At 48.4% G+C, this 15,820-nt stretch carries 9 protein-coding genes; 5 read left to right on the top strand and 4 right to left on the bottom strand.

The features are described from left to right. The first annotated feature begins 177 nt into the window (after positions 1–177). Both AC58P7_RS17240 and AC58P7_RS17235 read left to right on the top strand, forming a co-directional pair. On the top strand, positions 178–1,776 hold the full coding sequence (locus AC58P7_RS17240; RefSeq protein ID WP_497344926.1) for an SWIM zinc finger family protein: 1,599 nt from the start codon (positions 178–180) through the stop codon (positions 1,774–1,776). Then, positions 1,764–4,637: a DEAD/DEAH box helicase gene (locus AC58P7_RS17235; RefSeq protein ID WP_497344924.1), complete on the top strand. Its 2,874-nt coding sequence runs from the start codon at positions 1,764–1,766 to the stop codon at positions 4,635–4,637. The genes AC58P7_RS17240 and AC58P7_RS17235 overlap by 13 nt, the downstream gene beginning before the upstream one ends. Before the next feature lie 218 nt (positions 4,638–4,855). On the opposite strand, the gene AC58P7_RS17230 is transcribed toward AC58P7_RS17235, so the two are convergent. Continuing rightward, positions 4,856–6,043, bottom strand: coding sequence for an EAL domain-containing protein (locus AC58P7_RS17230; protein WP_497344922.1), 1,188 nt, complete (start codon positions 6,041–6,043; stop codon positions 4,856–4,858). Between the two features lie 205 nt (positions 6,044–6,248). On the opposite strand from AC58P7_RS17230, the gene AC58P7_RS17225 reads away from it, so the two are divergent. From AC58P7_RS17225 to pyrH, 3 genes are all read left to right on the top strand, one after another. After that, on the top strand, positions 6,249–9,131 hold the full coding sequence (locus AC58P7_RS17225; protein WP_497344920.1) for an ATP-binding protein: 2,883 nt from the start codon (positions 6,249–6,251) through the stop codon (positions 9,129–9,131). A 156-nt stretch (positions 9,132–9,287) separates the two neighbouring features. After that, a complete protein-coding gene (locus tag AC58P7_RS17220) occupies positions 9,288–10,613 on the top strand; it encodes an MFS transporter (RefSeq protein ID WP_497344918.1) in 1,326 nt (441 codons plus the stop codon). A gap of 163 nt (positions 10,614–10,776) precedes the next feature. Further along, a complete protein-coding gene (gene pyrH, locus AC58P7_RS17215) occupies positions 10,777–11,517 on the top strand; it encodes a UMP kinase (RefSeq protein ID WP_171638199.1) in 741 nt (246 codons plus the stop codon). Between the two features lie 66 nt (positions 11,518–11,583). Here the strand turns inward: pyrH and AC58P7_RS17210 are convergent, their stop codons facing one another. The 3 genes from AC58P7_RS17210 to AC58P7_RS17200 form a co-directional block, all read right to left on the bottom strand. Next, positions 11,584–12,465 carry a GNAT family N-acetyltransferase gene (locus tag AC58P7_RS17210; protein ID WP_497344916.1) on the bottom strand — a complete coding sequence of 294 codons (882 nt, stop codon included), beginning with the start codon at positions 12,463–12,465 and terminating at the stop codon, positions 11,584–11,586. Positions 12,466–12,561: 96 nt separating this feature from the next. After that, positions 12,562–12,717 carry a hypothetical protein gene (locus AC58P7_RS17205; protein ID WP_497344914.1) on the bottom strand — a complete coding sequence of 52 codons (156 nt, stop codon included), beginning with the start codon at positions 12,715–12,717 and terminating at the stop codon, positions 12,562–12,564. 158 nt (positions 12,718–12,875) lie between these two features. Then, positions 12,876–15,767, bottom strand: a complete 2,892-nt coding sequence (locus tag AC58P7_RS17200) for an Ig-like domain-containing protein (RefSeq protein ID WP_497344912.1) — start codon at positions 15,765–15,767, stop codon at positions 12,876–12,878. Between the last annotated feature and the right edge of the window lie 53 nt (positions 15,768–15,820).

Below are 15,820 nucleotides of genomic sequence, written 5' to 3'. Positions count from 1 at the left end.
GATAAGCAATTCGTCTAGCTTCACTTTATCATATTCTAGGTAAGAATGCAGGGTTAACCCCTTTGGGGGCGGATTAAAAATATCCCCTTTGGCATAAACTGTGGAAATGGGCAATTTCGGAAAAAATCTGTTACTATGGAAGAAGGAATGCGCCGCTCGGAGGGTAGGAACGATCACATGTTGAAACTTCAAATTCCCAAAAATCGAATGAATTACCTCATCAAGCAGATCCCGCTTCACTTCGACGCCACCCGTCTGGAGCAAGGCTGGGAGTATTATCATAAAGGCCGAGTGACCGAGGTTGATCTCAAGGGTCTTAGTGTGCTAGCAACCGTCGCAGGCAAACAGATCCACACGGCTGAAGTTCATTTAGAAAATTTTGCAGCGAGTACCTGCACTTGCTCCTTTGAGGGCTTTTGTCAGCATATTGGTGCTACGTTTTTCAGCTTATACGCCACTTATGGTCGACCAGAGCTTGTTCTGCAGCAGTTAAAGCAACAAATCCACACACGGAAAAAGCCAGCTCGTGGCGCTGCAGCTTCCGTTATTCAAGAACGCAAAGCGGCCGCACAGGCCAATGTGCCTTTGGAAGAGAGTATGCCTAGCGATTGGCATCGTTTTTTCGAAGGGAAATTTCACGGCTTCTCGATATCTCATCAGCACTCCATAGAAACCTTCTATGAGTCCGCCTTGGAGTCGTTGCCGCCTTATGCAGCTAACTGGCGCGATACGACGCGTGAGCTCTATATGTTCCACATTGTGCTGTTCATGATGCGGAAAATCGAACAATTTTATCAAGAAACGAAAAGCTCCTACCTGTCTTACTATCATGAAAATGGGTGCAAAATCGCCGCCAAAAACTGTGAAGATAAGCTTGTCGAATTCGTGGAACGGATCGATGTGAATCGCTCTTTCCAAGCGGAGCCGAAGATTTGGCTGTCTACGATGAAAATGGTCGGAGAATCCGCCCTGCAAGGCAAGGACAGTCCCGTTGACTGGCTGTTCGTGTATCGGTTTATCTGGTGGAAGCTGACCGATCAACCTAGCGCACAGAAAGAGGAAGTAACGCGTCTAGATGTTCTTCTAGCGAAAAAGGAGCTGCTTCCAAAGAAGAAGGATGTCTTGCTTGCGGCTAGAGCGCATTTTGATATTATGCAGGGGAATACCGAATACGCTTTCGAACGTCTTGGACAGCTGGCTCATCCGCATGCGAAGGACTTCTTCCTCTATCTAAATAAATTTGCGAACGATGGACAGTGGGATCAGATGCTGATCTGGCTGCGTTGGATATTTCCATCGATTGCCAATGCGAATCACGATGATTTTCGGACTTTCTGCCAATATTGGCTAGATACGACCAAGCATCTGGCGAACGATAGCGAATGGGTACAGGTGATGGAGTCGTTGCTGCCTCGTTCTTACTACTATTACACCGCCTATTTGCTGCAAACGAAGCGGTACCGTCAGTGGGTGGATTTGCAGCTTGCGAATCGGATTTCACCCTTAAATCTGTACGGAATGGAACTCAAAGCGATCGAAGAGCATGACTCCGCGTTGCTTCTTCCGCTCTATCATCAAGCAGCCGAACGGGCTGTTTTGGAGAAAAATAGGGCTTCTTACAAGACGGCAGTCCGCCTACTGAAGAAGCTGCATAGTATTTATAAACACATCGGCCAGGATGACCGCTGGGAGCACTATATTTACCGCTTAGCGGATAAGTTCTCGCGTTTGCGTGCTTTCCAAGAAGAGCTCAAGAAAGGAAAATGGATTCGATGATCGAAACCAGCGCGCTGACCGTTCACGTTAGTTCCTTACCGAACGGCTCATTATTTCTATGGGGTTCCCGCGAAAACGGCGGTATTTGGGATGCTCTTGATTTAAAACATATGTTATTCGCATGGCATCGCGCCTCCTTCTTCGGCACTTTCATGGAACCGAGTGAATGGCAAAATCGGGAAGGTATCGAGCTGCAACCGCTGGAAGCGCTCGACTATTTCAGCGAACCTCAGCCGGTTCAGCATCTTCGACTCAACTGGCACGCTTCCTGTGCCGATTTGATTCGATTGGCTCCTGCTGTGCGCGAGTCACTGGCGACAGGTCGCTTCATGCCGGACTACGAGAAATGGAAGTCCGGCGAGATCGGTTGGAAGCTGCAGCTGCCTGAGGAGCTGCAGACGCTTGAAACGCCAGCGGTTTCACGCTGGATTCATGCGCTGATTCCGGAGTGGGTCGACGCCGACGGCATCATGAAGGAGAATTTACGCAAGCTCGAAGCTGCGTATCCGTTAATGCGCCGCGCTGATGTCAGCGCGGAGGTGTGGCTGGACGAGGAAGACTGGCTCGTCAGCATTGGTTGGCGTCAGGACCGGACGCCGATGCGGACGTGCCTGCAGCTCGTAGAGCCGGACCTGGCGCATGGCGCAGGTTGGCAGCTGCGCGTGCTGCTGCAAGACCGGCTGGCGCCCGAGGTGCTGCGCACCGTGACGACCGTCGGCGAGCCGGTCGCAGGTGAACAGCCGCTGCCGGAGGCGTGGCTGCCAGAGATCGCCCGCGTCGAACGCGACGCGGCGAAGTGGCTGCGCATCCTGCCATGGCTGGATGCGGGCGAGGGCGTCCTCCGTCAGACGTTGACGGAGGAGGAGGCTTGGCGCTTCCTCGCAGAGGGAAGCGTGCGGCTTGTTGAGGCAGGAACGAGCGTGTTCCTGCCCGCGTGGTGGGAGCGCATCCGCAAGATGCGGCCGAAGCTGCGCGCTCGTATCAAGTCTTCCGTCGGTTCGGGACGGGAGACGATGTTCGGACTGACCCAGCTGATGCAATTCGACTGGAAGCTGGCTGTGGGTGATCTGGAGCTGACGGAAGAGGAGTTCCGTCAGTTGTTAGAGGAGAAGCGCAAGCTGATCCAGATTCGCGGCAACTGGATTCAACTCGACCCGCAATTCATGGCACAGGTCGAGCAGATTATGAAGCAGGTGCATAAGAAGCAGGGACTCTCCTTCCGCGATGTGTTGGAGCTGCATTTTGCCGGTGACGCGGGCGGTTTATTGCCTGCCGAAGATGATCCCGACGCGATGCGCTACCTCGACATGGAGGTCGAGCTGAATGAGCAGCTGCGTCACATGATCGACCAGCTGACGCAAACCTCGGCGATTCCGACCATCGAGCCGCCGCCTAGCTTTCATGGATCGCTGCGCCATTATCAAGTGGACGGCATCTCGTGGCTGTTGTTCCTGAGACGGTTCGGTCTTGGCGGCTGCCTAGCCGATGACATGGGGCTTGGGAAAACGATCCAGTGGATTACGTATTTGCTAACGGTAAAAGAGACCGAGCAACCCGATACACCATCGTTGTTGGTTTGTCCGACCTCCGTTCTAGGCAACTGGCAGATGGAGCTGAAACGGTTTGCCCCTTCCTTGCGCGTCCATCTTCACTATGGACCGCAGCGGTTGAAAGGGTCTGCCTTTCAGGAGAAAATCGTTGGCAAGTATGATCTTGTCTTGACGTCTTACACGCTTTCCCACTTGGATGAGAGTGAGCTGGGCGCTATTGCTTGGAACTCGATCTGTCTGGACGAAGCTCAAAATATTAAAAACGCCTACACCAAACAAGCCACCGCAATCCGCCGGCTGAATGGGTTTCATCGCATTGCCTTGACGGGAACGCCAATTGAGAATCGGCTTACCGAGCTGTGGTCGATTTTCGACTTCGCGAACCCCGGCTATCTCGGCACAGTGCGCGAGTTCACGCATCGCTATGTGAATGCCATTGAGAAGACGCGAGATGAAGCGACGATCGGCAAGGTTCAGAAGCTGATCCGTCCTTTCTTGCTGCGGCGCGAGAAGAAGGATCCAGCCATTCAGTTGGATTTGCCAGAGAAGAACGAGTCCAAAACGTTCATCTCGCTCACAGCCGAGCAAGGTTCGTTGTACGAGAACTACATCCAGGATATGTTCGATCGACTGGATAAGCTCTCCGCGATGGAGCGGCGCGGGCTCATCTTGGCCGCATTAACGAAGCTTAAGCAGGTGTGTAATCACCCGGCTTTGCTGCTTAAAGAAGGGCCGGGCGCGCCATGGAGCGGACGCTCGAACAAGCTGGAGCGCTTGCTCGAGATGGTGCAGGAGCTGCGCCAAGAGGGTGACAAATGCTTGATCTTCACGCAATTTGTCGAGACCGGCAACCTGTTGCAGCATGTGCTTCAGCAGGAGCTCGGCGAGAAAGTACTGTTCCTGCACGGCGGAACATCCAAAAATGGGCGCGACGAAATGATCGCGCACTTCCAAGATGTGAGCCAGCCGGCGGAGGAGCAGCGAAATGTGTTCATTCTTTCGCTGAAGGCCGGCGGCATCGGGCTCAACCTGACGGCGGCGAATCATGTATTCCACTACGATCGCTGGTGGAATCCCGCCGTCGAGAATCAGGCGACGGATCGCGCCTTCCGGATCGGCCAGACGCGGCATGTGCAGGTGCACAAGTTCGTGACGCTGGGCACACTGGAGGAGCGCATCGACGAGATGATCGAGCGCAAGCTCGGCCTTAGCCAGCAGATCGTTGGCTCAGGCGAGAACTGGATTACCGAGCTGTCGACTGACGAGCTGCGCGATCTGTTCTCTCTCCGACGCGAGTGGGTGGAGGCGTAGGGGGTTCGGGTTCGGGTTCGGGTTCGGCCAGTATCCGATTTCAGCTTGCGGGTTTACAGTTACGGCTTAATTGTTCTCGCTACATCATCGCCCGATCTAAACACAAAAGAGGTTATCCCAAGCTTCACCTGGGGTAACCTCTTTTGTGCTCCATGCTATCCATGTTTCCTTTTTTCTCTTATCTATTCTACTCTCTTGCTGCTGAGTTATCCCCCACCTCATATCACCAAATCCAAAAACAAATAATATCCTTCGCCCATCGCACACGAGTAGGTCTGAATCTGTCGCGAGGTATCTAAGTCGGTATAGGCTTGGGAGAGTATGCCTTGCTTTTGCAGGTTCATCATCAGGATGTTGGAGATGAAATAAGGCCGCCACGTCCAGTTCGCTTGGCGATAGCTCTCATCTTTGCTCCAGCCTACCTCTGTACGGGTGTAGTTGGATGAGGTCTGGTAGCCATCCCCCTGGCATATGTACATGCGGATACAATTATCAGTGACGATACCGATGGTTTGTTCGATAACTGCGTCAGCCTCTTCGGCGTTCGAAATACGAACGGAAGCATTGATCAGCGAATCCAACTTCTGATATACACTCAGTAGCCGACTGTATCGCTGGAATTCATCCTGCCCGAACAGCTTGATTTCCTCTTCCAGCATGGATTTATAAGCATCCGGTCGCTGTAGATCAGGTTCGGCTTTGGAGAATAGGAATCCTTGTACATATCTCGCGCCTACTTGCAGCGCACTGCGCAGCTCCTGCTTGGTTTCGACGCCTTCGACGAGCAGCGAGGCACCGATTTGAGCAGACACAATGGAGAAAGATTGCATAACCGCCTTATAGCCATCGTGGACGATACTCTTTTTCAAGATATTCAAATCAATCTTCAAGATCTTCGGCTGCAGGCTGGCGATCCGATCAAAATTACTAAACCCGCTCCCCACATCATCAATGGCGATGGTACATCCGAATTCACGATACAGTTCAACAATCCACGTCAGCTCTTGGAGCTGGCCTTTAAATTCCTCTTCCGTAATTTCAATAACAATGCGCGAGGGATTTATATGATATTTTTTCAATAATTCAATCGTTGGTAAGACACCCGTTCGTTTATAAGTTCGATAGATCCACGAGGGCTTTAAATTGATAAATAGCTCACTCTCATCGGAAGCAGCCGCTATGCGTTCTATGGCTTGCTCTCTTAAGTGCCGATCGATCATAAGCTGCATATCCTCGGAAATGTCAGGATCTTTAAAAAAGGGACCTAAGCTCTCCACACCGCTTTCACGGATCCGTCTACCCAGTGTTTCATACCCAATTATTCGTTGATTCTGCAAAGAAATAATCGGTTGAAAATATGGACGTACTTCATGACGCGGCGGAATCTTGATGTTTTTCACCTGCACAGTGCGCCCCCCTCTTAGGAATTCTTCCATGTTTTATTTCTTGACATCAATACGTCATTGACTCATATTTTAAACGACATTGTCACTTTCCGCAATCATTCATGGCAGAAAACATAACATTATCATTTTTTAGAGGAAATTGTTGAGGTTTGTCGAATTCCTAAAGAATCTTTTAATCTATTTAGAAGCTAGGTGACCGATTGGTATGAAAACATTCACGAGATCACGGATCTCTCTGCTGTATGTAATTTTAATTGTTGTTTTACTAATCTTCGTCAGTGCGTACAACAATGTGGCTTCTCGGAATATGGAGAAAGAAAGCAACGCGATCGTGAATGAGGCTATCCCTATTTTAACGACGGCCAATAGCTTATTGACCAACTTAATTAACCAGGAAACGGGGCTACGAGGCTACGAATTAGCCGGAAATGAACAGTTTCTTGAACCGTATACCACGGGAAGAGATCAGGTCGCGATTAATTTAAACACGCTGTCAACCTACGACAAAAAATATCCGACCCTACAAATCATTATTGATACACAAGCGATACCTGCCATTACAAATTTGCAAAAATACTATGACACTACCTTGGACTTAATCCGAGCCGGTAAAATTGAAGAAGCGAAAGCCCGTGTCACTGGCGGTAAAACGTTAATGGATCGCTATCGGGTCATTCATACGAGCATTGAAAACAATATCGAACAGATTACATCGCAAGCCTATTCGTCTTCACATGAAGCAGGCACAACCTCTCGCATGATCACAAGGATCGGCAGCCTTATCGCACTTCTTGCAGGAGCCCTGTCCATTATTATTTCCTTACGATCCATCCGAGCGGAAAAAGAGCTGCGCAAGAGTGAAGAAACGTACCGGTATATGGCGGAAAGTCTAGAATCTCAGAATGAAGAAATTATTGCCCAGCAGGAGGAACAGCAGATCACGCTGGCTAAGCTGTCTGAACGCGAAAAGGATTTGGAGCTCATTTCTTCCTACCAGGAGAAGTTAACAGGTTATGTTAAGTTGACCGATTTCTTGAAACACACGATGCCTGCCCTACTCAACTCACTTGTGCAGGATGCAGCGCTGGTCGTAATGGAACGCCGTACTCAGGATAGTGTGACGTATGAGGTTATTCATTCTATCGGTTATCCGAAGGGACATATTCAAACTTCTCGGAGTGAGCTGTTCGGTCCAGCTAGGCGTGTATTCGATGAAGGCATTTCGATCACACACACACGGGACGTGTCCGGCAATGAGCAAGGTGTCCATAGCGGGATGACACGAGCTGTCGACCAGTACACGCCTCTGATGGATGATAAGCAAGAAGTGATTGGCTTCCTCTTACTAACGAGCTATCAAAGCTCAATCTTTCAAGAAGATAATCAGCGTCTGACCAAAGGATTAGTACGTCAATTCGGACTCGCTTTCTATGCACAAGTTGTGAATGACGAGAAGCTGCAGCAGGCAAACAGCCTAGCAGAGCTGAACGATCAACTTACTGCAGAGAAGCAGCTATTAGAAGGGCAGCACGATCTCATTCAAAATATTTTAGAATCCGCCCACGAGGGCATGATGATGTGCGATTCGCAAGGCACGATTCTCTTTTCCAATCATCGTATGAATCAGTATTTCGGGCTTAACGAACGTATCGGACAAAACCTAGTTACCTGTAGCTATGACATCGGGGCCAAATCACCTAGTTTTCATGGGGTAGCCGCTTCCATCGAGGCCTTAATTGATCGTTCGCTGTCGCATTTGACGCAACGCTTTAGCTTCCAGCAAGACGAGCAGCTCCAACATGCTGAGCTGTACGCTACGGTTGTGAGTGAAGGCACTGAGCAGCAAGGGTACCTATTTGTTTTCCGTGACCGAACGGAAGAAGAACGCGTTGATGAAATGAAAAATGAATTTATCTCCATTGTTTCACATGAGCTGCGTACACCGCTTGCCAGTGTGCTCGGCTTTATCGAAATCTTGCTGCATCGCGAGCTTCCGCAAGAGAAGCAGAAGCGCTACATGGAGACCATTTATAACGAAGCGCAGCGCCTATCGAATTTAATTAATGACTTCCTAGATCTGCAACGCATGGAGTCCGGTCGTCAATCTTATCACTTCTCTCCCATTAATTTGCGTTCCGTCGTAACCGAAATCGCAGAGCAATGGCAGGATAAACAGCTGCATCAGATTGTCCTTCATCAGCAAGAGCCAGAACTCTGGGTACGAGCAGATGTCGACCGTATTCGCCAAGTATTTGATAACTTAATTAGCAACGCCATTAAATACTCGCCGTCGGCGGATCACATCGACATTCATTTGTCGGCCAACGAAGGTAAAATTACCATTGCCATTCAAGATTACGGACTAGGCATCCCGCAGGAAGCGAATGCGCATATGTTCTCGAAATTTTTCCGTGTCGACAACTCCGACCGCCGCCAAATTGGTGGCACTGGCCTTGGACTTGCCATTGTGAAGGAAATTGTAGAGGGGCATGGCGGGCACATCTCCTACACGTCTGAAATGGGGCATGGCACCACCTTCCGAATTGATCTAGACCAATATGAAATTTTGGGACTAGACGGAAAAATCGTTATTTTCGAAGATGATGATAATCTAGCCAAATTAATTCAAGTCGCCTTGCACAAGTTGAGTCTGCCGTCTATCCAGCTGCGTTCCGCTGAAGAAGGCATGATTGCACTGCGGCGCTGTGAGGGAGAAGGTCCGATTTTGTTCATCGTGGACATTCATCTTGAAGGTGAGAAAACCGGCTGGGATTTCATCGCAGACCTGTACAAGCACCCTGTACATGCACAAACGCCAGTCATTGTATCTACAGCACTTGATCCACCTCACGATTATCATGAGAAAGAGATTGAGAAATATCTCAAAAAGCCGTTCACCATGGAACGACTCGTCCAAGTAGCAAAGCGTTTGCTCGACAACAAAAGCAGCCTAGCCTACGTGTTCCCTGCCCAAAACAAAGAAACGCTCTCCACCACCTTACAACGCAACGGCATTAATGTACTGAAGATGCAAGAAAATCAGGATATGATTGAGGTCGATCTCATCAAGCCCCAATCGGAAAACTAACTGTTCAACTAGCAGATTACTAGATGTTCATTACATGATCTCTCTTCCTTATTTAAGGGGGAGAGATTTTATTATTGAGCAGAAGAGGGATTTCTCTACAGAATCGCCAATATATTAGAGAAATAGAGGTAAGTGAAGAGAAAGGGTGTGCCCCTCATGGCAAAGCTTGAATCCACTTCCAATCCATTGCGAGGACGTAGTGTTTGGGCGTTATTTTTCTCCCTGCCGATTTTCGCATGGGCGATGTACGATTTTGCAAATACCATTTTTTCTTCTAATATCGTGACTGTTTTTTATCCGTTTTATTTAAAAGAAACGTTAGGCAAAAGCGAGGAGCTCAACCAAATAGCGAGTACTTTCATCACCTACTCCAATGCGCTGTCTAGCTTCTTCTTGGTGCTCTTATCGCCTTTATTCGGGGTCTGGATTGATCGCACGGGCAAAAAGAAAGCCTATCTCATCCCCTTCACACTCATCGCGATCATCGCGACGCTCCTTATGGGGGCATCCGCCCTATGGAAGACGGATCAAGAGTGGTTGGGTCTCAACACGTCGATTCTCGGCGTCATTCTCTTCTTCATGATCGCTAAATTTTTCTATAATTCCAGCCTGGTGTTCTATGATTCCATGATTTCCGATCTGGGCAATGAACGCGAGATTCCCTTGATCTCTGGCTTTGGTGTCGCCGTTGGTTACGTGGGCACGCTCGTCGGTCTTATTGTGTTCCCGCTCGTTCATGATAATCATTTCGAGAGTACGTTCATTCCGAGTGCCGTCATGTTCCTCATCTTCTCATTGCCGATAATGCTCCTGTACAAAGAGAAGCCTCAGAAGCCTGTGGCTAGCAACAAATCATTGCTCGGCGGCTATCGCGAGATTTGGGCGACGTTCAAGGAAGCACGGAAGTATCACGCAGCCTTCACGTTCATGATCGCCTACTTCTTCTTTAACGATGCGATTGCCACAGCGATTGCGGTTATGGCCATTTATGCGAATACGGTGATGGGTTTCACGACTGGGCAGTTCATTCTACTCTATCTCGTGTCGACGGTATCGAGCATCATCGGATCTTTCCTTTTCGGCTATGTGACGAGGAGTATGGGTCCTAAGAGAGCGGTGACCATCGTCGCCATCATTCTAATTGTGGCCATCTCCCTCGCCGCCTTAGCGACGAGCCAGAGCATCTTCTGGATAGCGGGCAGCTTATACGGCGTCTCCATGGGCGCTATGTGGGTGACGTCTCGCACACTCATCGTGCAGCTTACGCCGGAAGACAAACGTGGCCAGTTTTTCGGTCTGTTCGCTTTCTCCGGTAAGGTCTCCTCCATTGTCGGACCTGCACTCTACGGCTCGATAACATGGGCATTGGCCTCCTCAGGCAACTTAGCAAGCCGTGTCGCTCTGGGCTCCTTGCTAATCCTTGTGATCATTGGCCTTATCGTCCATATGCGGGTTCCGCAAAAATTGCAAAATCCTGCCTAGTTCATGTACAATTACTTCTAACCAGCAGAACGCAGACACAGAAAACACTAGAGCATTCGAGGCTTTAGTGTTTTTTTATAGCATCCGCTGTTCGTCACACAACGCATCCTTGTCAGACACAACTATCGTACAGGCATTCTCATCAGAGAGAGGGGATAGGGTAATGGCTTTACGGTACAAACGAGTTCTCATTAAACTGAGTGGCGGGGCTGTGGCAGGTGACAACTCTTTCGGATTCGACCCTACACAACTGGATCATATTGCCAACGAAATTATGACCGTCGTAAATTTAGGTGTTGAAGTGTGCCTTGTCATCGGTGGAGGCAATATTTTCCGCGGCAATATGGGCGAAAGCTGGGGCATCGAGAAAGCCGAGGCTGATAACATCGGCACGCTAGCGACAGTCATCAACAGCTTAATGCTGCGCGGTGTGTTGAAAGCGAAGACGGAGGCCGAGGTGCGCGTCATGACAGCGATTCCAATCGCTTCTGTGGCGGAGCCATTCATTCGTTTACGAGCTATTCATCACTTGGAAAAAGGGTATATCGTCATTTTCGCAGGTGGAAATGGACAGCCTTTCGTTACAACGGATTATCCGTCCGTTCAACGTGCTATTGAGGTGAACTGCGATGCGATTCTAGTCGCCAAACAAGGCGTGGACGGTGTGTTCGATAAAGATCCGAAGCACCACCAGGAAGCGCTCCAGTACAAATCTCTCCACTACAACGATGTGATTCAGCATAATTTGAAGGTGATGGATCAATCCGCTTTCATTCTAGCGCGGGACTATCACGTACCGATTCATGTGTTTAATTTCGACAAGCCTGGCTCGATGAAAGATATTTGTGCAGGCCTTAATACAGGAACGATTATTAGTGCGTCTTCTGAACTCATTTATCATTAAAATATGATATAACCATCAAGCAAAAAAGGATAGACAGCAGAGCGATCTGCTGTCTATCCTTTTCTTTTAGCCGAGGAGGAGCACGTAGTAGTCATTGGCATTTTTCGTTGCAAATCCACATGACTCATAGAGGCCGAGCGCTTTCTCGTTTTCGACCGATACTTCCAGTTTAATATGCGCCGCTTGATCTCGTTCTTTGAGTGCCGTAATCGTTTGGCTTAAAATCTGACGACCATATCCCCGGCCACGCACACCGGGCACGACGCAAAAGCCATAAATAAATCCACTTGCTCCCGGCTCCACCATCGCTCCAATTTTCCCAATAGGCTCTTTGTTCTCACCGAGCACCGCAATCCATGTTCGTTCCTTGTCGCCGGTGATCGTCTGCTTGACGTACTCGCGTGTGTCGTCCTCTGCCATGTCAAAACCCGACATATTCAGCTCCACCAACAGTTCGGTATCTGCGCTATCCGCTAAGCGAATGCTTAGCTCTGTTTGGGTGGAGGCAGGCGGAATCACCTCTTCTTTCAGCACCATCACATACTCAGAAAAGGAGTAATTTGAGCCCAGCTTCGTCAAAAAAGCTTTACCGCTTTCCGATCCCCGCTCATTGATGAAAATAAGCTTAGCAACCTCTCTCTTTCTGCATGCTTCGATGGCCGTTTGAACGAGCTGATTGAAAATCCCTCGACGCCTCGCCTCCGGTTGCACCATCCCGCTGATTTCCACTTCGGTGGAAAGGAAGCTGTAGATCGCTAGGAAGCCGATAATCCGATCATTTTCGTAATACACGAAATCATTCGTTACGACGGCAGGACGGCTAGATAAGGTACCCCAGTTCAGTTTAATTTCGATGCCCTCGTGCACATTACATATCTCCCATAGTGCCCGAACTTCTTCTAGCTCTTCTGGGGATAAGCCCGCTCTTGCATATATTCCTTGTTTCATTATGTTGTCCTCCGTTATTCTTCTCATCCATACCTGCAAAGCAACTTACTCGCTGTCATTATACAGGTCTACCTGCTGGCGTGATAAGCTAATAAATCATTCTACATATTTTTTCGTGTGCGGGTGAACGATTTGCATCCCTTGGGCATGGATCGGCCTTGCTCTCATTTTACTCGTACAAGGTGCATGGCTGTACGTTGACTCTCGTAGACGCGGCGCCCGTTGCCCTTGGTTTTGGAGCATTTGGGGCATCATTCAAGCCCCCCTTCCATCCATTGTTTACCTTTTTACTGTAAGAAAAATACATCGGAAATGATATGTAATTATACTTACTAGAAATAAGAGGGAGCCTGCGGGCCCCCTCTTATTTCTATCGTGCGTTCAGCTTGAGCGCTATGTTTAGTTAGCTATTAATTCGTGACTGTAAGGGCAAGCGTTGCTGTCTTGGCACCATCCGTCGTAGTTACAGTAATCGTTGCTGTTCCTGCTGCTTTGGCTGTAATAACACCTAGTGTACTTACAGTTGCTACTGCCGTATCACTACTGCTCCAGGTTACCGTTTTAACGGTAGCAAGTGTTGGTGCTAGCGTTGCAACTAAAGGTGAAGTCGTATTGACTTTTAGCGTCAAAGTTGTTTTATTCAAGGTCACACCGCTTACTGGTGTTGGTACCGTTACAACAGTCGTTGCCATTGTAGTACCATTAGTTGCCTTAACTGTGATTGTAGCTGAACCTGGAGCAAGAGCATGAACAACTCCGTCCTGGTCTACTGTTGCAACCGCTGGTTTACTAGATGTCCACGTTAGTGATTTATCGGTGGCATTCGCAGGCAATATGGTTGCCGCAAGTGTGACATCAGCATCGCCAATCTTCAAACTTAATGTCTTTGTACTAAGCGTAAGCGTCGTTATGGGTTGAACGACGGTGATTGCGGCTTCGGCTGTTTTGGAGCCATCCGTTGTAGTGACCGTAATTGTAGCCGTTCCTACAGCTTTACCCGTCACAACTCCAGTCGTACTTACCGTAGCTATGGTTGCATCACTGGTGCTCCAAGTCACTGTCTTGACAGCCGCATTAAGAGGGTTAAGAATTGCTTTCAGTGTTGCTGATGTACCGATACGTACGGTCAGTGCAGATTGGTTTAACGAGACACTATTAACGAGATAAGGTACAGTGACTGCAACAGTGGCTGTTTTGGCCCCAATAACTGATTTCGCAGTAATGACAGCTGAGCCAGAGGCAACAGCATGAACAACACCACTCTCATCAACGGTTGCTACTGCCGCATTACTGCTCGTCCAAATTAAGGATGTATCTGTTGCGTTCGATGGAGCCACTGTTGCTGTAAGTGCAGCATCTGCATCGCCAACTTTGAGGCTCATTGTCTTCGTGTTCAAGGTCACGCTGGTGACTGGTTGTACCACGGTAACAGCTACGGTTGCCGTTTTAGAGCCATCTGTAGTAGTAACAGTAATTGTAGCCGATCCTACTTTGACAGGAGTCACAACGCCTGTTGCACTAACCGTAGCTACCGTTGTATCGCTGCTGCTCCAAGTCACTGTTTTTACCAAGGCATTGGTCGGCGCTACTGTCGCTTTAAGCGGTGCCGTAGTACCTAGGCTAGCGGTCAGCGTACTCTTATCCAGTGAAACACTTTCTACGCGGAACGGAACAGTAACAACGGATTTTGCCGTTTTTGTACCATCCGCAGATGTCGCTGTAATTGTCGCTGAACCTGATGCGACTGCGTGAACCACACCATTAGCGTCAACTGTGGCGATTGAAGCATTGCTTGTAGACCAAGTTACGGTTTTCACGGATGCATTAACCGGAGCTGCCGTCGCTACCAGTGTAAAGTCAGAATCACCAATTTTTAAGCTAAGCGTTGTTTTATTCAGAGTTACACCAGTTACTGGGACGAATACGTTTATCGTCGTTGTAGCGGTAAAACTACCATCTGCTGTAGTCGCAGTAACGGTCGCAGTTCCTGCTGTTTTGCCTGTTACCACACCTGTTGCACTTACGGTAGCAACAGCGGTGTTAGAAGATGACCAAGTAACCTGTTTAATTGAAGCATTAACCGGTTGCAGAGTAGGAGTTAATGTAACAGTGCCTGCAACCTTAAGATCTGTGCTGCTAGTATTTAACGTAATACCCGTAACAGCTATAGGGTCACTGTAATTTAAATAAACAGTAAATAATGCATCCGTCGTTACAGTGGTTCTTAAGAATTCACTTATTCCCCAGCCGTATGATGAGATATTACTGAAGCCGGTGACAGCAGCCTTCAGATCGTTGCTAGCAGCACTTTTAGAAGTATGACGAACTTTGAATGATGGCTGATGCGTGCTGATGGCGGTTTGAATCTTTGCGGCGAGCTCAGTCGAGTTACTTACTGTGTTTTCTGCTAACAAATACTTCAAATTCATGACATCTTGAAGTCCTTGATAGAAAGCAGCATTACCTGAATCGGATGTAATTTTCTCAGTTAACGTCGTTTCAAATGAAGTAACGGCAGCAGGGTACGTCTTCGTCCATGAATGCACGGGCTTAATTTGATCATCTGTCAAGTTGAAGTGGTCATATACAATTCGTCCGGCTACATCTGGCACTGGGTCATCCCAAGTTGTATCCAGGTGGTACCAATTCCCATCCAACTTCACAAGATTCCAAGCATGAAGGGATGAACCTGCAACACCCTCGATAATTCGATTCTCAATACCTGCTTCTTTTAGCATTTTGTAAGCGAGAACCGCATAGCCTTGGCATACGGTTTTTTTGTTTCCAAAAAGACCAGCATACGCAGAATGTTGAACTAAGGACGTATCATACGCCAAATTTAATTCAATCCAATCGTGGATGGCTTTTTCCTTCTGAAAATCGTTCATTCCTGCTGTAATGATGGAAGCTAACACCTCTGTGACTTTAGCAGAAACAGCGTTCACTTGATCCAACGTTTCCCAGAATGTAAATGTATACGTGACAGTCGTATTCGTACCGCTGTATGTCCAGCTGTATTTTTGCGATTTCAATCCGTACCAGAGATAGTCATCTGCACTGAAGATGTCCGATATGATGCCTGCTAATGTAACATCATTTAACTGTCCTCCAGTGTAAGTAATTGTGTAGGAAGTTACTCGATTATTCAAAGCGGTTTGAAGCTTCGTCTTATAATCCTGTACGTTAGTGGCAGTGTCCGTAGTAGCAGCGTAGGCAGATTTACCTACAATAGCACCGGAAATAAGGCTAAAACAAAATAGGAAAGCAAATACCAGGAATAGTCGTTGAAGATTTAATTTCATTTGATGCCCCCCTTAGTGAAATTGTCCTAGGTTGTTAGTCATCCTATATATCG

The organism is Paenibacillus sp. J22FR5 (assembly GCF_059691975.1).
The sequence above is the reverse complement of the archived record's forward strand: the minus strand, read 5'-3'. Positions and strand labels throughout refer to the sequence as shown.

What these genes read in the sequence shown, in the direction of transcription:
- AC58P7_RS17235 (WP_497344924.1), top strand. Translation starts at nt 1,764, where the DNA reads ATGGATTCGATGATCGAAACCAGCGCGCTGACCGTTCACGTTAGTTCC.
- AC58P7_RS17240 (WP_497344926.1), top strand. Translation starts at nt 178, where the DNA reads ATGTTGAAACTTCAAATTCCCAAAAATCGAATGAATTACCTCATCAAG.
- AC58P7_RS17220 (WP_497344918.1), top strand. Translation starts at nt 9,288, where the DNA reads ATGGCAAAGCTTGAATCCACTTCCAATCCATTGCGAGGACGTAGTGTT.
- AC58P7_RS17205 (WP_497344914.1), bottom strand. Translation starts at nt 12,717, where the DNA reads ATGCCCCAAATGCTCCAAAACCAAGGGCAACGGGCGCCGCGTCTACGA.
- AC58P7_RS17200 (WP_497344912.1), bottom strand. Translation starts at nt 15,767, where the DNA reads ATGAAATTAAATCTTCAACGACTATTCCTGGTATTTGCTTTCCTATTT.
- AC58P7_RS17225 (WP_497344920.1), top strand. Translation starts at nt 6,249, where the DNA reads ATGAAAACATTCACGAGATCACGGATCTCTCTGCTGTATGTAATTTTA.
- pyrH (WP_171638199.1), top strand. Translation starts at nt 10,777, where the DNA reads ATGGCTTTACGGTACAAACGAGTTCTCATTAAACTGAGTGGCGGGGCT.
- AC58P7_RS17210 (WP_497344916.1), bottom strand. Translation starts at nt 12,465, where the DNA reads ATGAAACAAGGAATATATGCAAGAGCGGGCTTATCCCCAGAAGAGCTA.